The organism is Actinoplanes sp. CA-142083, from assembly GCF_050942195.1.
In the GTDB taxonomy this organism is placed as follows: Bacteria; Actinomycetota; Actinomycetes; order Mycobacteriales; family Micromonosporaceae; genus Actinoplanes.
The window spans coordinates 1,499,946-1,523,357 of record NZ_CP192076.1 but is presented as its reverse complement, the minus strand read 5'-3'; the positions used below and the strand labels follow the sequence as shown (position 1 = coordinate 1,523,357).

Below are 23,412 nucleotides of genomic sequence, written 5' to 3'. Positions count from 1 at the left end.
CGCCAATAGTCCCTGATGAATGACCAAATTGCGAGCGCAATCCGTGGCGGGACGGTAAACGTCTGAGGTCTGTGAGCTGTGTGGCGCCTGAAAGACGGCCCAGGTTCGCCCGGTACGGTGGCTTCCCGTGCTACTCCTCGCGCCCGTGTCTCCCTCGCCTTCGCCCTCGCCGACGGACGTCTACAAGACGATCGACGTGACCGCGATCTGTGACACCGACTGGGTGTGCAGCCGCGTCTACGAGTGGACGGGTAACCAGTGGCTGGCCAACTCCAGCTACTGGATCGTCACGAAACCGCTGCGGATCCTCGCGATCATCCTGGCCGCGATGCTGATCCGCTGGCTGCTGCACCGGTCGATCCAGCGGCTCACCAACAGCACCACCCGCGCCTCGATGCCGGCCCTGCTCAAGCCCCTCAAGGAGAGGGCGGCGCAGACCGCCGAGGAGGGGCAGTTCATCCCCGAGCGGCGGCGGCAGCGGGCCGAGGCGATCGGCTCGGTGCTGCGCAGCTTCGTCACCGCCGTGATCTTCACGATGGCGGCGCTGCTGGTCTTCGGCGAGCTCGGCTTCAACCTCGGCCCGCTGCTGGCCAGCGCCGGCATCGTCGGCGTCGCGCTCGGCTTCGGCGCGCAGAGCCTGGTCAAGGACCTGATCGCGGGCCTGTTCATGCTGCTCGAGGACCAGTACGGCGTAGGCGACACGGTCGACCTGGGCGAGGCGGTCGGCGTCGTGGAGACGGTCGGCCTGCGCATCACCACGGTCCGGGACATGCGCGGCGTGCTCTGGTACATCCGCAACGGCGAGATCGTGCGGGTCGGCAACAAGAGCCAGGGCTGGGCGCTCGTGGTGATCGACATTCCGATCGGCTTCGTGAACTCGGAGGAGGCGATCGGCGTGCTCAAGACGGCCGCCCGGACCGTCGCCGAGTCGGTCGAGCACAAGAACGAGTTCCTCGAGCCGCCGGACGTGGTCGGCGTCGAGCAGCTGACCGTCGACGGCGCGGTCATCCGGACCATCGCGAAGACGACCGCGGACGGCCAGCCGGTCGTCCAGCGCGAGCTGCGCCGTGCGCTGACGGAGGCTCTGGAGCTGGGCGGACTCTCCGAACGCATCGCTGCTTCTCGATTGCTTCCGCGTTCCGCGGTGCCGCCGGCTTTCTTGCAACCTTCTGAATCAGACCCCGGCCAGGGCGGGGCCACTTGAGCTGGGATTAGTTCGTCCGGGGGATGTCACCCCTCCACCGAACGGCCGACAATCCGCTCGTACGCCCTAGCATCGACTCGGACGATCGGGCAGAATCCGCTAGAGCTAGAGCATCTGCACATGCGGCATCACGTTCCTGCCGGGTCAGCCCGCGGGCGTGCCCGGCTGTCGTCGCGACCCGGCGAGTGCCGAGATCGATGGAGGACCTGGTGTCCGAGGAACCCGCCCGGGAGGCCAACGCGGCCAAAGCGGTGACGGAAAGCGACCGACCGGTTACGTTCCGGGATGTCTTCGCCATACGCGAGTACCGCGCGATCTACACCTCCACGCAGGTGAACTGGATCGGCGACTACCTGGCCAAGGCGGCCGTCACCCTCCTCGTCTACCAGCAGAGCGACTCGGTCCTGCTGTCCGCGGCGGCGTTCGGCGTCAGCTTCCTCCCGTGGATCATCGGCGGGACCCTGCTGTCCGCGCTCGCGGAGCGCTACCCGTACCGCCGGGTGCTGATCTCCGCCGACCTGTTCCGCATCGTGCCCACCACGCTCCTGCTGGTGCCGCACATCCCGATCTGGATCATGGTGGTGCTGGTCTTCCTGGCCAGCCTCGGCGTGCCGCCCACCCAGTCGGCCCGGTCGGCGCTTCTCCCCCACCTCGTGGGCCGGGAGAAGCTGGCGACCGCGATCGCGATCAACCAGACCACCACCCAGGCCGCCCAAGTCTTCGGGTACATGGCCGGCGCCACCATCGCGACGGTGGTCAGCCCCCGGCTCGCGCTCGGCATCGACGTGCTGACCTTCGTCTTCTCCGCGACGATCGTGACGCTCGGCGTAAAGCCGCGACCGGCCACCCGCACCCGGGCCGAGCGCACCCACCTGCTGAGCGAGTCGGCCGAAGGCTTCCGGCTCGTCCTCAGCCGGCGGGTGCTGCGCTCGATCGTCGTGCTGGTCTGCCTGAGCGCGATGATCGGGGTGGTGCCGGAGGCCCTCGCCGCGGCCTGGGCGGCCCTCGGCTCCGACAACCCGGCGACCCGCGGCCTCAATCAGGGCCTGATCATGGCGGCCTCGCCGGTCGGCTTCGTCATCGGCGGCCTCCTGACCACCCGCCTGGCCGGCCCCGGCCTGCGCGACCGGCTGGTCCGGCCGTTCGCGGTGCTCGGCTCGCTCGTCCTCGTGCCGGCGCTGCTCAGCCCGCCGCCGATCGTGGCGGCGCTGCTCGTGATGCTCTCCGGCGCCTTCTCGGGTGGGATCTCCCCGACGCTCAACGGCAAGTTCGTGCTGATGATCCCGCACGGCTACCGCGCGCGGGCGTACGGCGTCGTGCAGACCGGCCTGCAGCTCAGCCAGTTCGCCGGCGTGATCCTCGGCGGCGTCCTCGCCGACAGCTTCCGGCTGCCGATCGTGGTCGGGATCTGGAGCCTCGCCGGAACGGTGGTGCTGATCGGACTGGTGGCGCGCTGGCCCAGCAAGCGCGAGTTCGACACGGCGATCGAGGAGGCGGCCGCGACGATGCCGCCGGCCGTGCCCTCCCCCGCCGGCCCGGCGGACGCGGTGATCCGGCCCAATTCTCCGAACGAGGAGTACCAGCCGGCGCACCTGTCCCGGGTGCCGGGCGAGACCACGGCGGCGTCCAAGTCCTACCGGCCGGCGCACGCGGCGAGGACGAGCATCACACCCGAGCGGCGCTGACCGCCGCCTGCCGCCGTCGCGACGGCTGGCAGGATGGAGAGGTGACGGACGAGCCCAACTTCTATGACGCGATCGGCGGCGAGCCCACCTTCCGCCGGCTCGTCGACCGCTTCTATGAGGGCGTCGCCGCCGACCCGCTGCTCCGGCCGATGTATCCCGAGGAGGACCTCGGTCCCGCGGCCGACCGGCTGACCCTGTTCCTCATGCAGTACTGGGGTGGCCCGAACACGTACTCGGCGGCCCGCGGCCACCCGCGCCTGCGCATGCGGCACGCGCCGTTCGTGGTGAACGCGGCCGCCCGCGACGCCTGGCTCAAACACATGCGCGACGCGGTCGACTCGCTGGAGCTGCAGGAGCCGTATCAGACGGCCTTGTGGGACTACTTGGAGCGAGCCGCGTACTTCATGGTCAACAGTATGGAGTGACTAGAGCGCGACTTGGCTCGTTGGTGCGGGTGACAACTCGCTGATCAACGCGTCCCTGGAGTCGCCCGCATGCGTCGCCGCCTGCTAGCCGCCGCCGTACTCGTCGCAGCCGCCGTCGCCTGCGCCCATCCGGCCGAGGCCGATATGGCCCAGTCCACGATCGTCTCGGCCAACCCCGTCGACTGGACGCCGCACGTCCTCGACGGCACCGTCTGGACCATGGCCGTCGTCGGCGACACCGTCGTCGTCGGCGGCGCCTTCACCAAGGTCGCGGACAGCAGCCGCCACAACACGTACGCCCGGAAGAACATCTTCGCGTACGACCTGAACAGTGGCGCGATCCGCTCGTTCGCGCCGGCCGTCGACGGCGCCGTCTACTCGCTCGCCCCCGGCGCCGACAGCACCGTCTACGCCGGCGGGGCCTTCAAGAGCGTCAACGGCTCCTCCCAGCGCGGCCTGACCCGGCTGAGCCTGTCCGGCCAGCGCGTCTCGTCCTTCGGGGCGAAGATCAATTGGGGCGACGTGCGCGCGCTGACGGCGCGAGGCAATTATCTGTACGCCGGCGGCACGTTCTCCGCGATCAACGGCGTGAACCGGGCCGCGCTCGCCCGGATGAACGCGACCACCGGCGCGGTCGACAGCGGCTTCGACCCCCGGCTGTCCGCGCCCGGCCTGAGCCGTACCCGGGTCGAGCACTTCGACATCTCCCCCGACGGCCGCCGGCTGGTCGCGATCGGCGCCCTGCTCCGATCGGGCAGCTACGACCGCACGCAGATCGCCATGTTCGACGTCGGCGGCCCGACCGCGGCGCTGACCAGCTGGTACACCGACGCGTACAAGCCGCAGTGCATGAAGGGCTTCGACACGTACCTGCGGCAGGTGAAGTTCTCCCCCGACGGGGCGTACTTCGTGGTCGCGGCGACCGGGCGCGCCTCTTCGCCCGACCGGCTCTGCGACTCGGCGGCCCGCTTCGAGACCGGCGGCTCGGGCCGGCACAACCCGACGTGGGTGCAGCGCACCGGCGGCGACTCGCTGTACGCCGTCGCGGTGACCGGGTCCGCCGTCTACCTGGGCGGGCACCAGCGCTACTTCGACAACCCGTACGGCACCGACGCGAAGGGCCCCGGCCCGGGCGCGGTCGCCCGCCCCGGCATCGGCGCGGTCAGCCCCACCACGGGCCGCGCCCTCTCCTGGAACCCGACGCGGTCGCGCGGCGTAGGCGTACGCGTCTTCATCGTCACCCCGCACGGCCTGCTGGTCGGAAGCGACACGGACCAGCTCGGCCGCGAATATCACGGCCGCATCGGCATGTTCCCACTGTGACTCGGAATTTTCGGGGTTGCTCGGTATCAGGGGCTGTCCGCGATCGCCCCGCTGATGAGGAGGCAGTCGATTTTGCGTCGCCGCGGGGTTTGCGGCGCCGGAAAATCGGCTGACTCCTCATCAGCCCCGAAGGGGCGATCGCCCGCGGCGCCGGAGGCGACGCCATCAAAGCAGGGCGCCCTCGTCGTGGAGCCAATCGACGAAAGACGTGGCCACCGCTGCGCCGCAGTCGAGCATCTCGACGACGAGGGCGTCGTGGGCGCCCGCGGCGAGGGGGACCTGCAGCTCGGCGTAGATCGGCAGCTGGCCACGCTCGGTCGGGTCACCCACGTAGGCCTTGCAGAAGCGGCGCGTGTGGTTCCACTCGTTGACCACGCGATAGGCCCGGTCGGCCCAGTCCGGCGGCACCGTCGAGTGCGGCCGGGCACGCATCACCAGGATCTCGTCGTCGGGTCCCTCGAGGGTGAACAGCACGGCGTGCCGCTCCCACATCGCCAGCAGGCTGCCGCCACCGTCGGCCAGGAACCGGATGTCGAGCAGGTCGAGCGCCTTGCCGATGCGCGCGAGCGTCACCTGCGAGATCTGCTCGCTCTCCTCGGTCTTGGTCGCCTCGGCCGGAAGCCCCACCCGGCTCGGCTCCCGCTGAGCCGGAACCCCGACCCGCACGGTGCTCCGCACCGCTGAATCGCCGTCGGCATCCGGCGGGTTGCCCGCAGCCGAACCCGGACGCCATGACCACCACGGCATCGTTGCGCACCTCACTCCCCAGCAGACCCACCGCCGGACGTAGCGAGTGGATCCGAGGGCCGACGGTACCCGTACAGGTCGCGGAGGTCATCCCCCCAACGGGAGGGCGAGACCGCTCGGCCGATGCGCCATCACCCTTTCGGGTGACTACCTATAGGCATAACGGTCAATTTACTGACTGTCTGTAGCCACGCAACTCCATATGGTGCCGAAAGAGCCACCCAGCGACCGGCGACCCTGACTCTAGTGTCCGGCACGTCGGCGCCCTCGGGACCCAGAAAACCCATTCGGGAGATCGCCTGAACGAGTCGCTGTGACACCTCGACCGGTCCCCCGCCGGGCGGTGTCACAACCAGCGCCACGTGATCGAGAAGCGCGTCGCGCACCGCCCGCTGCCCCACCGCGCGGCCGGACAAGCCGCCGGCCGTCACCTCGCGCAGCGTCCCGGCGGCCGCGGCGGCCAGACTCGCCAGCTCGGTCGCGGACACCGTCTCCACGGTCTCGGCGACGGCCGGCGGCAACGGCCAGCGCCATTGGGCGTCGCGCCGGGTGGGCAGGTCCTGGCCGCCGCCCGCCAGCACCGCCAGCAACTCGGCCGCCGATACCGTGGCGTCGTCCGGGCCTCGGCCGGCCACCTCGCGGGTGACCAGCACGTCCCAGGGCAGGTGCGCCCACAGCGCCGTACGCCCGCCGGAACCCCGCAGCCGGACCGGCGCACCCGGATCGAGCCGGGTCAGCCGGGCGAGAAAGGCGCCGGCGTCGGGAACGCCGGTCAGCCCATGGAGCGTCATGAGGCCAGGTAGGGACGAAGGAACTCGCGCTCTTCATCGGAGAGCCGGCGCGGGTGGCCGTTGGCCAGGTTGTAGGGCACGCAGATCGACTTCGCCCGGCTGGCCAGCTCGCCGTCGTCGAAGAGCTCGTAGGAGACGGTGAACGACGCAGCCCGCTGCTCGGAGATCCACATCTCGACGCGTACGGGATCGCCGTAATCCACCGGGCGCAGGTAGTCGATCTCGTGCCGGGCGATCACGATGCCCTCCTCGAACGAGCCGAGGCCGTGCTCGCGCGCGCCCTGGAAGAACAACGCAACGCGCGCCTCCTCGTAGATGGTGAGGAAGCGCGCGTTGTTGACGTGCCCGTACGCGTCCATGTCGGACCAGCGCACGGGCACGTCGACGATGAAACGCCCGTGGTTTTCAATCTGGGGTTTTCCGCCGCGGGTCGGCTCAGTCACGGGTCAGCTTGCGGTAGGTGACCCGGTGCGGCCGGGCGGCCTCCGCGCCGAGGCGGTCGATCTTGTTCTTCTCGTACGCCTCGAAGTTTCCCTCGAACCAGAACCACTTGTCGGGGTCCTCCTCCGTGCCCTCCCACGCGAGCATGTGGGTGGCGACCCGGTCGAGGAACATCCGGTCGTGGGAGATGACCACGGCGCAGCCGGGGAACTCGAGCAGGGCGTTCTCCAGGCTACCGAGCGTCTCGACGTCGAGGTCGTTGGTCGGCTCGTCGAGCAGGATCACGTTGCCGCCGATCTTCAGCGTCAGCGCGAGGTTGAGCCGGTTGCGCTCGCCACCGGAGAGCACCTTGACCGGTTTCTGCTGGTCGGGGCCCTTGAAGCCGAAGGCCGCGACGTACGCCCGGGACGGCATCTCGACCTTGCCGACCATCAGGTGGTCGAGCCCGTCGGAGACGACCTCCCACACCGTCTGGTTGCCCTGCAGGCCCTCACGGCTCTGGTCGACGTAGGACAGCTGGACCGTCTCGCCGACCCGGACCGTGCCGTCGTCCGGCTTCTCCAGCCCGACGATGGTCTTGAACAGCGTGGTCTTGCCGACGCCGTTCGGGCCGATGATGCCGACGATGCCGTTGCGCGGCAGCGAGAACGACAGATGATCGATGAGCGTGCGCCCGTCGAAACCCTTGGTCAGGTCCTTGGTCTCGATCACCGTGTTGCCCAGGCGCGGGCCCGGCGGGATCTGGATCTCCTCGAAGTCCAGCTTCCTCGTCTTCTCGGCCTCGGTCGCCATCTCGTCGTACCGGTCGAGGCGGGCCTTGCTCTTGGTCTGGCGGGCCTTGGCGTTGGACCGCACCCACTCGAGCTCCTCGGTGAGGCGCCGCTTGAGCTTGGCGTCCTTCCGGCCCTCGACCGCGAGGCGCTGCGCCTTCTTGTCGAGGTAGGTGGAGTAGTTGCCCTCGTACGGGTACGTCCGGCCGCGGTCGAGCTCGAGGATCCAGTTCGCCACGTTGTCCAGGAAGTACCGGTCGTGGGTGATGGCGATGACGGTGCCGGCGTATTTCGCCAGGTGCTGCTCCAGCCAGCTCACGCTCTCGGCGTCAAGGTGGTTGGTGGGCTCGTCGAGCAGCAGCAGGTCGGGCGCCTCGAGCAGCAGCTTGCACAGCGCGACCCGGCGGCGCTCACCACCGGAGAGCTGGGTGACGTCGGCGTCCGGCGGCGGGCAGCGCAGCGCATCCATCGCCAGCTCGAGCTGGGAGTCGAGGTCCCAGGCGTTGACGTTGTCGAGCTGCTCCTGCAGCTTGCCCATCTCTTCCATGAGCTCGTCGGTGTAGTCGGTCGCCATCTCCTCGGCGATCTTGTTGAACCGCTCGAGCTTGGCCTTGGTCTCCGCCACCGCCTCCTCGATGTTGCCGAGGACGGTCTTGGACTCGTTGAGCGGCGGCTCCTGCGCGAGCATGCCGACGGTGTAGCCGGGCATCAGCCGGGCCTCGCCGTTGCTCAGCGTCTCGAGCCCCGCCATGACCTTGAGCAGGGTGGACTTACCGGCGCCGTTCGGACCGACCACGCCGATCTTGGCGCCCGGCAGGAAGTTCAGCGTCACGTTGTCGAGCACGACCTTGTCGCCGTGCGCTTTGCGCGCCTTCTCCAGGACGTAAATGAACTGGGCCACGGTGCGCCCTACCTCCGCGATCGTGATTTCGTGCCGGATGAGTTGCCGAAGGCATCTTTCCAGGTCGGCTCCCGGCCACCTAAGACAACCCCTTCCGAAGCGGAAGGATTCCCTCACTCGACCGTTTCGACCGTATTGATCTGCGGAGTCCGGCCATCGGCGAAACGCACCTCGAGGCGGCGGGTGTTGACCATGAACGTGTTGCCGTTGGCCGCCGTGGCCTCGTACGCGTTGTCCCCGTCCCGCACGACCCGGGTCAGGAAGAGTCCGTTCTCTCCCTGGACGAGCGGCGCGTCCACGCCGCCGGTCTTGGACTGGTAATACAGCGACCCGGCGCCGTCCTCGCAGATCCAGACCGTCGTGCCGTTCACCGTGACGACCTTGAAGATCTGTTTCAGGTCGCTGGGCAGCTTCTCCTTGATCGCGAAATCGATCGCCTCGGACGGGCAGGACTTCGGATCGGCGGCCCACGACGACTCGGAGGACTGCGGCGTCGTGGTCGTGTCGCCCGGCGTCGTGGCGACCTGGTTGCGGTGCCGCTCGCCCAGCACGAACCCCCCGGTCATCCCGATGATCGTCAAAAACACCGTGGCAATCACCACAGGGAAGAAGATCGGGCGCCGCGGCGGGGAAAGATCGTCGGACGGTGTCACGGGCCCAGGATGGCACCCGGCAGCCACCCCGGTCCATCGAGGCTGCTTCAGACTGGGCAAGCCTCGCGCAGCTACACAAAGTAGGCTCGGGGTGGGAACAGAAACGACCCGGAGGTGCACTCAGCGTGGCCGAACGAAGTTCCTTCGTCGTTGTCGCCAACCGTCTGCCCGTCGATGAGGTCACATCCCCGGACGGGGAGCGCCAGTGGCGCACGAGTCCGGGTGGTCTGGTCACCGCGCTGCATCCCGTGCTCACCGAGCACGGCGGCACCTGGATCGGCTGGGCCGGCGGCACCGGCGAGGCCCCGGAGCCGTTCGAGCTGGAGGGCATCCACATCCACCCGGTGCCGTTGAGCGCCGAGGAGCTGGAGCGCTACTACGAGGGCCAGTCCAACGCGACGATCTGGCCGCTCTATCACGACGCCGTCGAGACGCCGGTGTACAAGCGTCGCTGGCGCGAGGCGTACCGGCTGGTCAACCAGCGGTTCGCCGAGGCCGCCGCCGAGGTGGCCGACGACGGCGCCACCGTCTGGGTGCAGGACTACCAGCTCCAGCTGGTGCCGGCGATGTTGCGCGACCTGCGCCCCGACCTCAAGATCGGGTTCTTCCTGCACATCCCGTTCCCGCCGATCGAGCTGTTCATGCAGATGCCGTTCCGGGCCGAGGTGCTGCGCGGCCTGCTCGGCGCCGACCTGGTCGGCTTCCAGCAGCGGCTGGCGGCGCAAAATTTCGTGCGCCTGGCCCGGCACCTGCTCGGTCTGCGATACGAGGGCCAGTCGATCCAGGTGGACGGGCGCAAGGTCAAGGCGGGCGCGTTCCCGATCAGCATCGACACCCGCGAGATGGAGCGGATGGCGGCCGACCCGCAGGTGCAGGCCCGGGCCAAGCAGATCCGCGCCGAGCTGGGCGACCCCGAGACGGTCATCCTCGGCGTCGACCGGCTCGACTACACCAAGGGCATCGAGCTGCGGCTCAAGGCGTTCCGCGAGCTGCTCGCCGACGGCAAGCTCAAGGTCGGCGACGCGGTGATGGTGCAGGTGGCGACCCCGAGCCGGGAGCGCGTCGAGCATTACCAGGCGCTGCGGGTCAAGGTGGAGCGCGAGGTCGGCCGGATCAACGGCGAGTTCGGCCGGGTCGGCGTGCCGGCCGTGCACTATCTGCACCAGTCCTACAGCCGGCAGGAGCTGGCCGCGATGTACGTGGCGGCCGACGTCATGATGGTGACCCCGCTGCGCGACGGCATGAACCTGGTCGCCAAGGAGTACGTCGCCTGCCGTGGCGACAGCGGCGGCGCGCTGGTGCTCAGCGAGTTCGCCGGCGCGGCCACCGAGCTGCGCCAGGCGTTCCTCTGCAATCCGCACGACCCCGACGGTGTGAAGGACGCTCTGCTGCGCGCGGTCGGCGCCGAGCCGGCCGAGCTCAAGCGGCGCACCCGGGTCATGCAGCGGCACCTGCGCACCCACGACGTCGCCGAGTGGGCCCGCACGTTCCTGGACGAGCTGGCCGCGGCCAGCTCGTCGAACGAGCCCAAGGAGTCATAAGACTCCGACGACATCTCCGATCACCACGGTGGCGGGCGGGCGCAGGCCGGCCTCGGCGACGTCCGCCGCCACCGCGCCGAGGGTGCTGCGCAGCGACCGCTGGTGGGCGGTCGAGCCCTCCTGCACGACGGCGACCGGGGTCTCGGCCGGGCGGCCTTCCTCGATCAGCCGGGCCGCGATGGCCGGCAGGTTCTTCAGTCCCATCATCACGACGATCGTGCCGCGCAGGCGGCCGAGGGCCGGCCAGTCGACCAGGGACTGCTCGCTGTCCGGCGCCACGTGGCCGGAGACGACCGTGAACTCGTGGGCGACGCCGCGGTGGGTGACCGGGATGCCGGCCAGCGCGGGCGCCGCGATCGAGCTGGTCACGCCGGGCACGACCAGCACCGGGACGCCGGCGGCCGCGCAGGCCAGGGCCTCCTCGCCGCCGCGGCCGAAGACGTACGGGTCGCCGCCCTTGAGCCGGACCACGAACTTCCCCTCGAGGGCGCGCTCGACCAGGATCCGGTTGATCTCCTCCTGCGCCTTCGACGGGCCGTAGGGGATCTTGGCGGCGTCCACGAACTCGACGTCCGGCCGCAGGTCGCCCAGGAGCAGGCCGGGGACGAGCCGGTCGGCCACCACCACGTCGGCCGCCGCAAGCAGGCGGCGGCCCTTCACCGTGATCAGCTCCGGGTCGCCGGGTCCGGCGCCGACCAGAGCAACCCCCTTGTACTCCGGCGAGGCGATCGGGTCACTCTCGAGGGCATGGGCAACCAGATCGCGTACGGCCATGGCCCGTCGCCGATCACCCCCGTCCGTCACCGCGACGGTGACCTGACCGTGCCGGGTCACGGCCGGAGTCCACGCGGTAGCGGCGTCGCGGTCGTCCGCCCGTACGCAGAAAATGTTGTGCTCTTCGGCCGCCGCGCTGACCTCGGCCGCCGCGGCCGGATCGTCGATCGCGACCTGCACCAGCCAGGCCCCCACGACGTCGGCGGGCTCGAACCGCCGGGCCTGCCAGGTCGCCCGGCCGGCGTCGACGTGCCCCTGCAGCGCGGGGGTGAGCTCGGGCGCCACGATGTCGATGCGCGCGCCCGCCGCGATCAGCGCCGGCACCCGCCGGGTCGCCACCGCGCCGCCGCCGACCACCAGCACCCGCCGGCCGGCCAGCCGCAGCGCCAACGGATAGAGGCTCATTTCTCCGACACTCCCGCCGAGTCGAACGTGGCGACCTCGTGCAGCACCCGGACCGCCGCGGCGACGACCGGCAGCGCGAGCACCGCGCCGCTGCCCTCGCCGAGCCGCATGCCCAGATCGAGCAGCGGGGTGAGACCGAGGTGGGCGAGCGCGACGGTGGCGCCGGGCTCGGCCGAGCGGTGCCCGGCGACCATGGCGGCGACCGAGTCGGGGGCGAACGCGGCGGCGGCCAGCGCACCGGAGGCGGCGATCACGCCGTCGACGATCACCGGCATGCGATGGGCGGCCGCGCCGAGGATGAAGCCGGCCAGCGCCGCGTGCTCGAGGCCGCCGACCGCGGCCAGCACGCCGAGCGGGTCGGCGGGGTCGGGGGTGTGCTTCGCCAGCGCCGCAGCAATTATTTCCGTTTTATGGGCATAAGTCTCGTCGTCGATGCCGGTCCCGCGGCCGGTCACCGCCGCCGATCCCGACCCCGTGAAGACCGCGATCAGCGCTGCCGCCGGGGTCGTGTTGGCAATGCCCATATCGCCGGTGAGCAGGCAGCGCGCGCCGTCGGCGATCAACTGCTCAGCCACCCGGATGCCCGCCTCGACCGCCGCCCGAGCCTCGTCGCGGGTGAGGGCCGGCTCGACGGTCATGTCCCGAGTGCCACGCCGGACATTCGCATCCACGAAATTTCCGGACAAAGGCGTTGCTACGCCGACATCCACCACCGTCACCGACGCGCCGACCTGGCGGGCGAACGCGTTCACCACCGCTCCCCCGGCCAGGAAGTTCGCCACCATCTGGGCGGTGACCTCCTGCGGCCACGGGCTGACACCCTGGGCGTGCACGCCGTGGTCGCCCGCGAAGACTGCGACCGCGGCCGGCTCGGGCAGCGGCGGCGGGCAGGCGCCGGCGAGGCCGGCCAGGCGCACCGAGAGCGGCTCCAGATCGCCGAGCGAGCCGGCCGGCTTGGTCAGCCGGGCCTGCAGGTCGCGGGCGGCGGCCATGGCCGGCTCATCGGCGGGCCGGATGGCCGCCACGGTCGTCTCCAGGGTCACGGGCGCTCCTCGATCACGTCGGTCAGGGTCGTCACGAAAGCATCGGTGATCGCAGTGTCGCGCACCGCGATCCGCAGCCAATCGGGGCCCAGGCCCGGAAAAGTGTCGCCACGACGGACCGCATAGCCACGTTCCCGCAGCTCAAGCCTAATTTTGTCGGCGGACGGCAGCCGTACGGAAACAAACGCGCTCGCCGGTGTGCCGGCGACCGTGAGTTTCGGCACGTGCGCGAGGCGGCGAAGCAGATGATTCCGCTCGGCCGCGACGCGCGCCGCCAGCTCACGCTCGGCGGCGATCGCGGTGGGTGACGCACAGGCGATCGCGGCGGCCAGGGCGGGAGTCGAGACGGCCCAGAGCGGTTGGGCGATGGCGAACCGTTCCACGAGATCGGCGGAGGCCAGCAGATAGCCGATGCGCAGGCCGGCGAGCCCCCAGGTCTTGGTGAGGCTGCGCAGCACGACGAGCCCTTCGACGTCTCCGCGGCCGGCCAGCGACTCCGGTTCCCCCTCGACGCCGTCACGGAACGTGGTGTCGGCAAATGCCTCGTCCACCACCAGCACGCGCCCCGGCCGGGCCAGCTTGGCGATCTCGGCCGCCGGATGCAGCACCGATGTCGGATTGGTCGGGTTGCCCACGAAGACCAGGTCGGCGTCGTCGGGGACCAGCCGCGCGTCGAGCCGGAACCCGTCCTCCTCGCGCAGGATCACCCGATCGACCCGGTGACCGGCATTGATCAGCGCCGCCTCGGGCTCGGTGAACTGCGGATGCACGACGACCGGGCGTTTCGCGCCTCTCATGGTCTGCGCGATGAGCACGAAGGCCTGGGCGGCGCCGGCGGTCAGCAGGACCTCGTCGTGGCCGCGGTGGTGCCGTCCGGCCACGGCCGTCGTCGCTTCAAGATCATTCGGGTACGCCCGGAGCCGGGTCAACGAGTCACGGATCGGGCCGGCCAGCCACCCCGGCATCGGCTCGTGCCGCACGTTGACCGCCAGGTCGACCAGACCCGCGTCCACCTCGGTATCGCCGTGATGGCCCAGGTCGATCGTCATGCCATCAGCATGCCCGACGGTATTCCCCGTCTCACTTCGGCCGTTTCGTCAGTACATGAACGTTTTTGTCATAGCTTCGAGGGGTGGCAGCCGGAAAGATCGCTCCCCTCGTCCGTGCCGGCCTGATCGCGGGACTCGTGATCGCCGGCCTCGCCTACCCCCTCGCCGCCCTCGCCGGTCTCGGCGTCAAGGCCGGCACCGACGCGCTCGCCGGCATGCCCGACGAGCTGATCGAGGTGCCGACCGCGCAGACCAGCTACCTGTACGCGCGGGACGGCAAGACGCTGCTCACGATGTTCTACGAGGAACACCGCAAGCCCGTGAAGATCGAGGAGATGTCGCCGTACATCACCGAGGCGATCGTCGCGTCCGAGGACGCCCGCTTCTACGAGCACCACGGCGTGGACGCCAAGGGCGTGGCCCGGGCCTTCGTCGCGAACCGGCAGGCCGGCGGCGTCTCGCAGGGCGCGTCGACGCTGACCATGCAGTATGTGCGGATGGCGCTGCGGGACAGCGCGAAGTCGCCGAAGGAGGCGCTCGAGGCGACCGAGCAGACGACCCAGCGCAAGCTGCGGGAGATGCGGCTCGCAATCGAGCTGGAGAAGCGGCTGTCGAAGCAGGAGATCCTCGAGCGGTACCTGAACTCGGCCTACTTCGGGCACCGCGCCTACGGGATCTTCGCGGCGTCACAGGTGTTCTTCTCGAAGACCCCGAAGCAGCTCGACCTCAACGAGGCGGCGCTGCTGGCCGGCCTGGTGAAGGCGCCGTCCGCGTACGACCCGGCGGCCGGTGACCAGCAGGCCGCGACGAACCGGCGCAACTACGTCATCGACCAGATGCTCAAGATGCGGGTGATCACCCCCACCCAGGCCGCCGACGCCAAACAGGCCAAGATCCAACTTCACCTGACGACGCCCGCAAACGACTGCGGCTCGATCCCCGACAAATACAACGACTGGGGATTCTTCTGCGACTACGTGAAGGCGTGGTGGCGGGAGCAGCCGGCCTTCGGCGCCACCCCCGAGGAACGCGAGGAGAACCTGCGCCGCGGCGGTTACCGCATCGTCACGTCGATCGACCCCAAGATTCAGGCGTACGCGATGAAGCACGTCCTCGCCAAGGAGAAGCGCCGCAGCCGCTACGCCCACGGCCAGGTCATCATCGAGCCGAACACCGGGCGCGTCCTGAGCATGGCCGTCAACCGCACGTACTCGCTGCAGCCGAACCCCAAGGACCGCACCTACCCGAACACGGTGAACCCGCTGCTCGGCGGCGGCACGATGGCCGGCTACCAGGCCGGATCCACCTTCAAGATCTTCACGATGCTGGCGGCCCTCGACGACGGCATGCCGCTGGACACCTCGATCCACGCCCCCGAGCGCTACGTGTCGAAATACATCACCGCGCCCGGTCCTGCGACGTGCGGCCACCACTGGTGCCCGAAGAACTCGAGCAAGTCGATGAGCGGCACGCAGACCATGTGGAGCGGCTTCGGCAAGTCGGTGAACACGTACTTCGTGCAGCTGGAGGAGAAGGTCGGCGCGGAGAAGGCGATCGCGATGGCCGAGCGGCTCGGCTTGACCTGGCGCACCGACGTCGACCGCGAGCTGGCCACCCCCGCACACGCCTCGGGCTGGGGCGCCTTCACGCTCGGGGTCAGCGACGCGACGCCGGTCGAGATGGCCAACGTCTTCGCCACCCTCGCGGCCGAGGGAAACTACTGCGAGCCGCTGCCGGTGCTGCTGCTGCAGAACCGCGACGGCACAAACACCAAATACAAGGGCAAACTGGTGGCCGCGCCGCGTTGCCACCGCGTGGTCACGGCCGACGTGGCCCGCGCGGCCACCGACGCGGCCCGCTGCGTGACCGGTTACGGCTCCGCCAAGGGCAGCTGCGGCGGGTGGTCCACCAGCCCCATGGTGTACGCCACGATGCACCGCCCCGTCGCCGGCAAGAGCGGCACCACGGACAGCAACAAGACGGCCTGGTTCTGCGGCTTCACCCCGCAACTAGCAGCCGCGGCCTTCGTAGCCGACCCCGACGACCCCAATGATTACGTGGGCTCGGGCCGCTCGACGATCTCGAAATACACGGTCGCCGAGACGTTGCGGGACGCCCTCAAGGGCGAGCCCAAACTGAAGTTCACCCCGCCTTCCAAGAAAATCGCCTGGCACGGCGCCAACAGCACCGACGACGCGGACACCGACAACGCCACCAGCGACGAGGACCGCAACAACGACAACGACGGTGACGACAGCAGCAACAAGCACCACAACAGCGACAACAGCGACAACGACAGCAACAGGCACCGCGACAACAGCGACGACGACAGCAACAAGCACCGCAACAACAGCGACGACGACAGCAGCGACAGCGACAACTGAACTCGTGCCCTCTCGACCAGCCATAACTGCGGCCGGGCGCTCTCGCGGCCAGCCATCACCGCAGCCGAGCGCTCTCGCGGCCGGGGGTCAGGCGGCCGGGGCCTGGGGCTGTCGTCGGCGGCGGGGTGGGCGCCACGCTGGGTCTCGGCCGGCCAGGGCCAAGGCCTGGTCGAGCAAGGTGGGCTCGTCGTCGGTGGGGATGGGCGGGGCGAACATGCCGGGGGTGCCCTCGGGTGGGGCCTGGGCGAGGAACTCGATCAGGACCTCGAGGGTGCGGGGGTCGGCGAAGTACTCCTGGCCGGTGGCTCGGGCCAGGTCCCAGCTGTGCATGATCAGCTCGTTCATGGCGACGGTGCCGAGGGTGGTGGCGGGCATGGTCACGCCGCCGGCCTGGGACGTGCCCGTCCAGGAGGCCGGATCCTTCCACGCCGTGGCCAGCTCCTCGAGGAGGACGGGCAGGCGGCTGCGCCAATGGCGGGACAGGTGCTGGGCGGAGGGCGGCGAAGGCGGCTCGGCGGTGCCGGGCGCGTCGGTGCGTTTGCGGGCGGCCTGGGTGAACGCCTGGGCGAGGACCATCAGGTGATCGAGCAGGACGGCGACGGTCCAGTCGGGACAGGGGGTGGGGTGGATCAGCTCGGTGTCGTCGACGCCCAGCAGAAGCGCTCGCAGTTTACGAACCGGCGGGTCGAAATCCAGCGGCACACGATCGGCCACGGTCGTCCTCCTTCGGGTCGTCGGTGTTAACCCCACGTTACGGGTGGGGTACGACACTTTCGCGTTCAACGAAGGGCGTTTTCACGGCTGGACGGTTTTCCGCTTGTCGATCTTCCGTTGCCGCGGCGGAGGCTCCCGCCCAGTTCTCGTGATCGATGACGGCCGAGGTCAGGACGCGGTGATGTCCGCGGTGTCGGAGAGGTCGGGGACGCTGGCCACGCCTGCGGCGCCCGACGCGGGGACGGGCCCGGACGCCGGCGCGGGACCGCCGGGCACCGGGCCGGAGCCGGGCGCGGGCGGGCGCGGCTGACCGTGCGGCATGCCCGAATGCGGCTGGTACGGGCCGTGCGGGGTGGCGGGCGAAGCGGGCTGCGCGTACTGCACGGGGTAATCGTGTGCCGACTGCCCGGCGTAATCGTGCGGCGGCTGCCCCGCGTAGTCGTTCGGCGGGCCGGCGTAGTCGTTCGGCGGCGGGCTGACGAAGTCGTGTGGTGGCTGCCCGACGTAGTCGTGGGCCATCGCCGGCGGGTAGTTGGGGGCCGCGGCCGGTGAAAAGGGCTGGTCGTGCGGCATCGCTGACGACGCGGCCAGCGCCGCGGCCGGCATCGACACCGTCGGCGGCTCCTCCTGGGTCGGCGGAGCCGACATCGGCGGCGCGAGCGGCTGCGTGTGCGACTGGGAGCCATGCGCCTGAGCTGCATAGGGCTGCGCGGACTGAGGCTGCGGGGCGTGGGGCTGGCCGCCGTGGGACTGGGCCGAGTGGGCCTCAGCGAAGTGCGGCTGCGCGGGGTGCGGTTGTGGGCTGTGCGGCTGAGGGTTCTGCTGCGGGCCGGGCGGACCGACGATGGCCGCGGCGACGACCCGCTTGGCGATCTCGGGTGCGGCCGCCCAGTGCAGCCCCAGCTGGGAGGCGTGCACCTGGCGCCAGACGAAGCCCTCGGGGTTGCCGCCCGACCAGGTCCACGCGGGAACCGTGCCGGCCCGCGGCGTGACGATCGCCCGGTGCTGCTTGTAGCCGGTGATCCGGGCGCCGGCCGGGGCGAGCGACGACGTCGTCGGGGCGGTCGCCTCGCGGTAGCCGGCCACCGTCTGGTCGCCGGTCACCGCCGACACGTCGAGCACGGCGCACATCGGCCGCCCGTCGAAGTCGCGACCCAGCCACGGCAGGGCGACACCCTCCGCGACCACCGGCCAGCCGTCGTGGGCGAACTTCGCGACCGCGTTGCACAGCCGCCGGTTCGCGGACAGTTCCTCGGCGTACCCCTCGGGCAGGCCCGCACCCACGATCAGCGCACGCGTGCCCGCCGGCAGCGACTCATCGCGCAGTGGGTCCATCACCGCCACGTCGGCGCCGGCCGCCGTCAAAAGCTCGGCCGTCTCGACGTATGTGTAAGGCGCACCCGGACCACCCGCCAGCGCGACGATCGGACGCTGGTCGAAGACCTCCCCGCCCACCGCGTCGCCGGGCGTCCAGATCGGGCCCGGCAGGCCGGGAGCGGCGTTGGCCAGCCCCATCAGGCGGTCGAGGTCGAGCCCGGCGAGCACCGCCTCGCCCAGCCGGCGCACCGCGCGGCTCGCCTCGACGGTGCGATGCGCCACCGGCACCGGGCCGTGTGCCCGGGCGGGCAGCACGTTCGGCAGGTCGCCGCGGCGCAGCGCGCCCAGCACCGGCATGCCGATGTCGTCGAGCGCGGTGCGCAGCATCTGCTCGTGGCGCGGCGACGCGACCCGGTTCAGGATCACCCCGCCCAGGTGGACCATCTCGTCGAACATGCGGAAGCCGTGCACCAGCGCGGCGATCGAGTGGCCCATCGCGGCCACGTCGACCACCAGCACGACCGGCGCGCGCAGGCTCGCGGCGACGGCGGCCGTCCCGTCGATCTCGGGCTGGCCGGTCAGCGAGTCGAACAGGCCCATCGCGCCCTCGACGACCGAGAGCTGCGCGCCCGAGGCGCCGTGCTGGAACAGCGGGGCGATGCGCTGCGCGCCCACCAGGCGGGGGTCGAGGTTGCGGCCGGGGCGTCCGGCGGCCAGACCGAGGTACGCGGCGTCCGTGTGATCCGGTCCGACCTTGAAGCCCGCGACCGGGATGCCACGCGCCACGCAGGCCGCGAGCAGCCCGACGGCGATCGCGGTCTTGCCGTGCCCCGAGGACGGCGCGCTCACGACCAGACGCGGCTGCGCGCTCATCCTGTTCCCCCCACGCTCTTCACTGTCCTGCCCCCAGGCGACCGTGCGCTTGCCCCCCGGCGACCGTGCACGTGAACAGGGCCGCCGGTCAGGCACAGTACCCGGCCTCGGCGGTCGCCGCCCCGTCGCCGGGTAGCCTCAGGGCGTGTACCGGTTTCTGCTCACGCCGCGCTGGCTCGGTGCGGCCGCGCTGGCCGTCGTCGCCGCCGTGATCATGGTCATGCTCGGCAACTGGCAGCTGCACCGGTACGAGGAGCGCAGCGCGATCAACGACCGCATCGACGCGGCTGATTCGGTGCAGGCGGTGCCGCTGACCTCGGTGCTGGCCGCGCCGACCGCGGCCGGCAAGGCGGGCTCGTCGCCCGGCAAGGGCCTGGCCTGGACAAAGGTCACCGTGAGCGGCCGTTACGACACCACCCACGAGATCCAGGCGCGCGGCCGTACGGTCGACAGCGACGTCGGATTCGAGATCATCACGCCGCTGGTGCTCCCGGACGGCACCGCGGTCCTGGTCGACCGGGGCTGGGTGCCGGCGCCACCGGGCGGAGCGGGCGCCGCGCCGGCCGTCCCCGCCGCCCCGAGCGGCGATGTCACGGTCGTGGGACAGGTCCACCTGTCGGAAAGCCGACCCACCGCGATCGAGCACCGGGACGGCCGTCTGGACACCCGCCGCGTCTCGGTCGCCCACCTCGCGGGGCAAATGCCCTATCCCGTGTACGGCGCATACGTGCTGCTCAGCGAGCAGACGCCGGCAAACGATCCGGCCTTCACCCGCATTCCGATCGACCACGAGGACTCCTGGCAGAACGGCGGGTACGCCGTGCAGTGGTGGCTGTTCGCGGGGATGGCGCTGATCGCGTTCGGCTGGCAGGCGCGCAAGGAGACGCAGGTCCGCTCGGGTACGGCTTCGGGCTCGGGCCCGGCCGGCGCGCCCGTCAAGCCGCCGCGGGTGAAGCTCAAGGACCGGGTGGCCGAGGCCGACCGCCGCCGCGAGGCCGCGCGTCTCGATTCGCTGCGCGCTCCCGTGGACCGCGTGGAGGAGGCCGACCGCAAGCGCGAGGCCGCCCGCCAGTCCGCCGGCGGCGACCCCACCTGAGCGACGCCGGCCCGGCGACCTACCTGAGCGACGACGGCCCGGCGACCCCTGAGCGACGCCGGCCCGGCGACCCACCTGGGCGACGACGGCTCGCGGCCCTGGACCGGTCCGACTAGGGTTCCGGCATGACCTCCTCGCCGAGCGACCCGTGGGGCATGTCCTCCCCGCAGCCGGACGATCCGTGGAGCGTCCCGCCCAGATCGACGCCGCCCGCGGCGCCGCACACCTCGGACCCGACCCAGCCGCAGCCCTACGCGACACCGCACACCTCGGGCGTGCCCGACCCGACGCAGCCTTTCGCGACGCCGGAGCCCTACACCCCGCCGCCGGCCGGACCGGGGCCGTCGACGTCGCTGACTCCGGCGCCGGTCCCGCAGGACCCCGGCCCGGTGATCCTGCAAATCGCCGAGATCTCGGTGACCTCGACGACGGTCTTCACGCCGACCGGCGACATCCCGCTGGCCGGGTCGCATTGGCAGGTCAACGACTACTGGTTCGCCCAGCAGCGCATCCCGAAATGGGCGATCGTGCTCGCGATCGTCGGCTTCTGCGTGCTGACGATCTTCAGCCTGCTGTTCCTGCTGGTGAAGGAGACGGTGATGCAGGGCACCGTGCAGGTCACGGTGACCAACGGCACCCGGCAGTACGTCGCCCGCATCCCGGTCACCGACCAGGCCGCGGTCACGGCCATCAACCAGCAGGTCAACTACGTCCGGACGCTGGCCGCCCTGTAACGCGCAGACCCGCACCGGCGACGCCGCGCGGCGGGGAGCAGCGCGGCATCGCGGGGAGCAGCGCGGCGCGGCGGGGAGCAGCGCGGCATCGCGGGGAGCAGCGCGGCGCGGCGGGGAGCAGCGCGGCATCGCGGGGAGCAGCGCGGCGCGGCGGGGAGCAGCGCGGCATCGCGGGGAGCAGCGCGGCGCGGCGGGGAGCAGCGCGGCATCGCGGGGAGCAGCGCGGCGCGGCGGGGAGCAGCGCGGCATCGCGGGGAGCAGCGCGGCGCGGCGGGGAGCAGCGCGGCGTCGCGGGGAGCAGCGCGGCATCGCGGGGAGCAGCGCCGCGTGGCGGGGAGCAGCGCAGCGCGGCGGGGAGCAGCACAGCGCGGGATCGCCGCTGCGTGGAGTGGCCGCGGCTCGGGATCGCCGCGATGGCGAGGTGTCTACGACGTGGGGTAGCCGCCTATCGTGCGGACCATCTCGATCGTGTCGGCCTCGGACGCGGGCTTGTCGTCGCGGTAGCGGAGGACCCTCGCGAAGCGGAGCGCGACGCCGCCGGGATAGCGCGGCGATGTCTGGACGCCGTCGAAGGCGATCTCGACGACCTGCTCGGGGCGCACCTGGACCACCCAGCCGTTGTCGCTGACGGCCAGCTCCTGGAAGCGGGCCGTCTGCCAGCGGAGCAGCTCGTCGGTGAGGCCCTTGAAGGTCTTGCCGAGCATTACGTAGCCGCCGGTCGACGGGTCGAGCGCGCCCAGGTGGAGGTTGGACAGCCAGCCCTTGCGGCGGCCGTGACCCCACTCGACGGCGAGGACGACCAGGTCGAGGGTGTGCCGGGGTTTGACCTTCACCCAGGCGGAGCCACGGCGGCCCACGTCGTAGGGAGCGTCGGTGGCCTTGACGACCACGCCCTCCTGGCCGGCCGCGAGGGCGGCGGCGAAGGCGGCGGCCGCCTCCTCTTCGGTCGTCGCGGTCGTGCGGCCGACGATCAGGTCGGCCGGCAGGGCGTCGGCGAGCGCGGCCCAGCGCACCCGGCCGGGCTCGTCGAGCAGGTCGACGCCGTCAAGGTGGAGGAGGTCGAAGAAATACGGCACCAAGGCGAGACCAGACGAAGCCGCGGCGGTCGACTTGCGTGCGGCGGAAGGAGCGGCCGACGAGCCGGCAGCAGCAGGGGCGGTAGAAGGCGCGGCAGCGGCAGGCGCGGCAGCGGCAGGGGCGGCAGCGGCAGGGGCGGCAGCGGCAGGGGCGGCAGCGGAAGGCGCGGCGGCGGCCGACTTGCGGGCTCCCCGGGTGGCGGCGCGGCTCGACGTCTCCTGGAACGGGCGGGGGCGGCCCGCCGCGTCGAGGGTCATGGCCTCGCCGTCGAGGACAGCCTCGCGGAAGGGCAGCTTGCGGACGGCGGCCACCACCTCGGGCATGCGGGCGGTGATGTCGTCGAGGCTGCGGGTGAAGACGGCGACGTCGTCGCCCGAGCGGTGCACCTGGATGCGGATGCCGTCGAGCTTCACGTCGACTGTGGCGGGCGCGCCCGTGGCCAGCAGCGCGGCGCCGACGTCGGGGGCGCTCTGCGCGAGCATCGGGGTCAGCGGGGTGCCGACCCGCAGGTGGATCTCGGCGAGCGCGGCGGCGCCGCCGGTCAGCGCGGCGAGCGCGACCTGCTTGAGGTCGCCGGAGAGCAGCAGGGCGCGCCGGACCGCGGTGAGCGGCACCCCGGCGGCCTTGGCGATGGCGTCGGCGAGCAGGCCGGCCTGGGCGCCCTGGCGCAGCTCGCCGCCGAACAGGCCGATCAGCAGGCGCTGCTCGTCAGCGGTAGCGGCGCCGAACAGGGCGGCCAGCAGGTCGCGCCGGCGGGCCTGCGAGCCGGCGCCGGCCACGACCGAGATCTCGGCGATCGCGGCGTCGACCGCGCCGACGGTGAGCGTGGCCTCGGCCGCGGGCGGCGGCCGGTCGCGCAGGCTGGCGTAGCCCACGCCGGTCTGCCGCTGGCGCAGCTCGCCGGCGAGGAACGCCGAGCCGGCCGCGATCTCGTCGGGATCCAGTCGGCGCAGGGCGTCGGCCAGGAGCTCGATCTTGGCCTTGCGCCCGGTGGTGGCACTCACTGCGGCCGAGGTGGCCGCCAGGTCAAGGAACCTCACGGGACCCATCCTGGCAGCCACCTCTGACAATTTCTGGGTGCTCCTGCGGCCCGACCCCCGGGTCGTAGAGCGGGGGACATCAGGCGGCGAGCGGCTCGGCGATGCGATAGCCGCGGGCGCGGACGGCGTCGGCGACCCGGGCGACCTGCGCGTCGAGCGCGCACAGCGTCTCCGAGATCTCCTCGAGGTGTTCGGTGAGGGCGGAATCGTCCCAGCCGGAGACGTCCACGTCGTCGAGCGCGCGCACGGCGGCACGCATGCGGACGATGGACTCCAGTCGATCGTGGGAGCGAAGCCGATCGATGGCGTTGCGCGGCCCGACGGGCATCGGCCGCACCAGCAGGGTTACCGAGGCAGGCACATCATTCGAACGCATGTTCGAGATCCTAACAGGATCGGAGACGCCGCCGCACCGTGCGGCGACC

19 protein-coding genes and 1 pseudogene are annotated in these 23,412 nt (G+C 71.3%); 8 read left to right on the top strand and 12 right to left on the bottom strand.

Annotated features, from left to right (window positions below; genetic code table 11):
• Window positions 1-145 precede the first annotated feature (145 nt).
• From ACQPZX_RS07305 to ACQPZX_RS07290, 4 genes are all read left to right on the top strand, one after another.
• Window positions 146-1,204, top strand: coding sequence for a mechanosensitive ion channel family protein (locus ACQPZX_RS07305; protein ID WP_433376159.1), 1,059 nt, complete (start codon window positions 146-148; stop codon window positions 1,202-1,204).
• A gap of 209 nt (window positions 1,205-1,413) precedes the next feature.
• Entirely contained in the window at window positions 1,414-2,889 is a 1,476-nt protein-coding gene (locus ACQPZX_RS07300) for an MFS transporter (protein WP_433376156.1), read from the top strand.
• A 41-nt stretch (window positions 2,890-2,930) separates the two neighbouring features.
• Window positions 2,931-3,314, top strand: coding sequence for a globin (locus tag ACQPZX_RS07295; RefSeq protein ID WP_433376153.1), 384 nt, complete (start codon window positions 2,931-2,933; stop codon window positions 3,312-3,314).
• A 69-nt stretch (window positions 3,315-3,383) separates the two neighbouring features.
• On the top strand, window positions 3,384-4,637 hold the full coding sequence (locus ACQPZX_RS07290) for a PKD domain containing protein (protein ID WP_433376150.1): 1,254 nt from the start codon (window positions 3,384-3,386) through the stop codon (window positions 4,635-4,637).
• A 165-nt stretch (window positions 4,638-4,802) separates the two neighbouring features.
• Here ACQPZX_RS07290 and ACQPZX_RS07285 read toward each other — a convergent pair whose 3' ends face one another.
• The 5 genes from ACQPZX_RS07285 to ACQPZX_RS07265 all read right to left on the bottom strand — a co-directional run bounded on the left by ACQPZX_RS07285 (window position 4,803) and on the right by ACQPZX_RS07265 (window position 8,853).
• Entirely contained in the window at window positions 4,803-5,384 is a 582-nt protein-coding gene (locus ACQPZX_RS07285) for a YbjN domain-containing protein (RefSeq protein ID WP_433376147.1), read from the bottom strand.
• 131 nt (window positions 5,385-5,515) lie between these two features.
• A complete protein-coding gene (locus ACQPZX_RS07280) occupies window positions 5,516-6,175 on the bottom strand; it encodes a hypothetical protein (protein WP_433376144.1) in 660 nt (219 codons plus the stop codon).
• Entirely contained in the window at window positions 6,172-6,534 is a 363-nt protein-coding gene (locus ACQPZX_RS07275; protein WP_433385067.1) for an acyl-CoA thioesterase, read from the bottom strand. The genes ACQPZX_RS07280 and ACQPZX_RS07275 overlap by 4 nt, the downstream gene beginning before the upstream one ends.
• Before the next feature lie 76 nt (window positions 6,535-6,610).
• On the bottom strand, window positions 6,611-8,287 hold the full coding sequence (ettA, locus tag ACQPZX_RS07270) for an energy-dependent translational throttle protein EttA (protein ID WP_433376141.1): 1,677 nt from the start codon (window positions 8,285-8,287) through the stop codon (window positions 6,611-6,613).
• A gap of 113 nt (window positions 8,288-8,400) precedes the next feature.
• Window positions 8,401-8,853, bottom strand: coding sequence for a hypothetical protein (locus ACQPZX_RS07265; RefSeq protein WP_433376138.1), 453 nt, complete (start codon window positions 8,851-8,853; stop codon window positions 8,401-8,403).
• A 212-nt stretch (window positions 8,854-9,065) separates the two neighbouring features.
• Between ACQPZX_RS07265 and ACQPZX_RS07260 the strand changes: the two genes are divergently transcribed.
• The gene (locus ACQPZX_RS07260) at window positions 9,066-10,481 is read left to right on the top strand and encodes an alpha,alpha-trehalose-phosphate synthase (UDP-forming) (RefSeq protein ID WP_433376135.1); all 1,416 of its coding nucleotides are present in this window, start codon (window positions 9,066-9,068) and stop codon (window positions 10,479-10,481) included.
• Here the strand turns inward: ACQPZX_RS07260 and cobA are convergent.
• From cobA to cobC, 3 genes are read right to left on the bottom strand one after another with little or no spacing between them, the layout of a single operon-like run.
• Window positions 10,476-11,660, bottom strand: a complete 1,185-nt coding sequence (gene cobA / locus ACQPZX_RS07255; protein WP_433376132.1) for a uroporphyrinogen-III C-methyltransferase — start codon at window positions 11,658-11,660, stop codon at window positions 10,476-10,478. The genes ACQPZX_RS07260 and cobA overlap by 6 nt on opposite strands.
• Window positions 11,657-12,652 (bottom strand): nicotinate-nucleotide--dimethylbenzimidazole phosphoribosyltransferase, encoded by a 996-nt coding sequence (cobT, locus tag ACQPZX_RS07250; RefSeq protein WP_433385065.1) that lies wholly within the window; start codon window positions 12,650-12,652, stop codon window positions 11,657-11,659. Before cobT ends, cobA begins: the two co-directional genes overlap by 4 nt.
• A 47-nt stretch (window positions 12,653-12,699) precedes the next feature.
• Window positions 12,700-13,752 (bottom strand): Rv2231c family pyridoxal phosphate-dependent protein CobC, encoded by a 1,053-nt coding sequence (gene cobC / locus ACQPZX_RS07245; protein WP_433376129.1) that lies wholly within the window; start codon window positions 13,750-13,752, stop codon window positions 12,700-12,702.
• Window positions 13,753-13,835: 83 nt separating this feature from the next.
• Here cobC and ACQPZX_RS07240 point away from each other — a divergent pair.
• Window positions 13,836-15,923 (top strand): annotated as a pseudogene (locus ACQPZX_RS07240) (transglycosylase domain-containing protein); the annotation flags it as partial.
• Between the two features lie 300 nt (window positions 15,924-16,223).
• On the opposite strand, the gene ACQPZX_RS07235 reads toward ACQPZX_RS07240, so the two are convergent.
• Both ACQPZX_RS07235 and ACQPZX_RS07230 read right to left on the bottom strand, forming a co-directional pair.
• Window positions 16,224-16,850 (bottom strand): TIGR03086 family metal-binding protein, encoded by a 627-nt coding sequence (locus ACQPZX_RS07235; protein WP_433376126.1) that lies wholly within the window; start codon window positions 16,848-16,850, stop codon window positions 16,224-16,226.
• A 168-nt stretch (window positions 16,851-17,018) separates the two neighbouring features.
• On the bottom strand, window positions 17,019-19,040 hold the full coding sequence (locus ACQPZX_RS07230; protein ID WP_433376123.1) for a cobyrinate a,c-diamide synthase: 2,022 nt from the start codon (window positions 19,038-19,040) through the stop codon (window positions 17,019-17,021).
• Window positions 19,041-19,185: 145 nt separating this feature from the next.
• Here ACQPZX_RS07230 and ACQPZX_RS07225 point away from each other — a divergent pair, with 145 nt between their 5' ends.
• Both ACQPZX_RS07225 and ACQPZX_RS07220 read left to right on the top strand, forming a co-directional pair.
• On the top strand, window positions 19,186-20,136 hold the full coding sequence (locus tag ACQPZX_RS07225; protein WP_433376120.1) for an SURF1 family cytochrome oxidase biogenesis protein: 951 nt from the start codon (window positions 19,186-19,188) through the stop codon (window positions 20,134-20,136).
• Between the two features lie 125 nt (window positions 20,137-20,261).
• Window positions 20,262-20,870, top strand: a complete 609-nt coding sequence (locus ACQPZX_RS07220) for a hypothetical protein (RefSeq protein ID WP_433376117.1) — start codon at window positions 20,262-20,264, stop codon at window positions 20,868-20,870.
• A 425-nt stretch (window positions 20,871-21,295) separates the two neighbouring features.
• On the opposite strand, the gene ACQPZX_RS07215 is transcribed toward ACQPZX_RS07220, so the two are convergent.
• Window positions 21,296-22,996: an ATP-dependent DNA ligase gene (locus tag ACQPZX_RS07215; RefSeq protein ID WP_433376114.1), complete on the bottom strand. Its 1,701-nt coding sequence runs from the start codon at window positions 22,994-22,996 to the stop codon at window positions 21,296-21,298.
• 70 nt (window positions 22,997-23,066) lie between these two features.
• Entirely contained in the window at window positions 23,067-23,363 is a 297-nt protein-coding gene (locus tag ACQPZX_RS07210; RefSeq protein ID WP_433376111.1) for a hypothetical protein, read from the bottom strand.
• Between the last annotated feature and the right edge of the window lie 49 nt (window positions 23,364-23,412).

Coding starts and splice junctions, on each gene's coding strand:
- ACQPZX_RS07230 (WP_433376123.1), bottom strand. CDS start 19,040: ATGAGCGCGCAGCCGCGTCTGGTCGTGAGCGCGCCGTCCTCGGGGCAC.
- ACQPZX_RS07215 (WP_433376114.1), bottom strand. CDS start 22,996: ATGGGTCCCGTGAGGTTCCTTGACCTGGCGGCCACCTCGGCCGCAGTG.
- ACQPZX_RS07265 (WP_433376138.1), bottom strand. CDS start 8,853: ATGACCGGGGGGTTCGTGCTGGGCGAGCGGCACCGCAACCAGGTCGCC.
- ACQPZX_RS07290 (WP_433376150.1), top strand. CDS start 3,384: ATGCGTCGCCGCCTGCTAGCCGCCGCCGTACTCGTCGCAGCCGCCGTC.
- cobA (WP_433376132.1), bottom strand. CDS start 11,660: ATGAGCCTCTATCCGTTGGCGCTGCGGCTGGCCGGCCGGCGGGTGCTG.
- ACQPZX_RS07280 (WP_433376144.1), bottom strand. CDS start 6,175: ATGACGCTCCATGGGCTGACCGGCGTTCCCGACGCCGGCGCCTTTCTC.
- ACQPZX_RS07220 (WP_433376117.1), top strand. CDS start 20,262: ATGACCTCCTCGCCGAGCGACCCGTGGGGCATGTCCTCCCCGCAGCCG.
- cobT (WP_433385065.1), bottom strand. CDS start 12,652: ATGGCCGCCGCCCGCGACCTGCAGGCCCGGCTGACCAAGCCGGCCGGC.
- cobC (WP_433376129.1), bottom strand. CDS start 13,752: ATGACGATCGACCTGGGCCATCACGGCGATACCGAGGTGGACGCGGGT.
- ACQPZX_RS07285 (WP_433376147.1), bottom strand. CDS start 5,384: ATGCCGTGGTGGTCATGGCGTCCGGGTTCGGCTGCGGGCAACCCGCCG.
- ACQPZX_RS07275 (WP_433385067.1), bottom strand. CDS start 6,534: ATGGACGCGTACGGGCACGTCAACAACGCGCGCTTCCTCACCATCTAC.
- ACQPZX_RS07210 (WP_433376111.1), bottom strand. CDS start 23,363: ATGCGTTCGAATGATGTGCCTGCCTCGGTAACCCTGCTGGTGCGGCCG.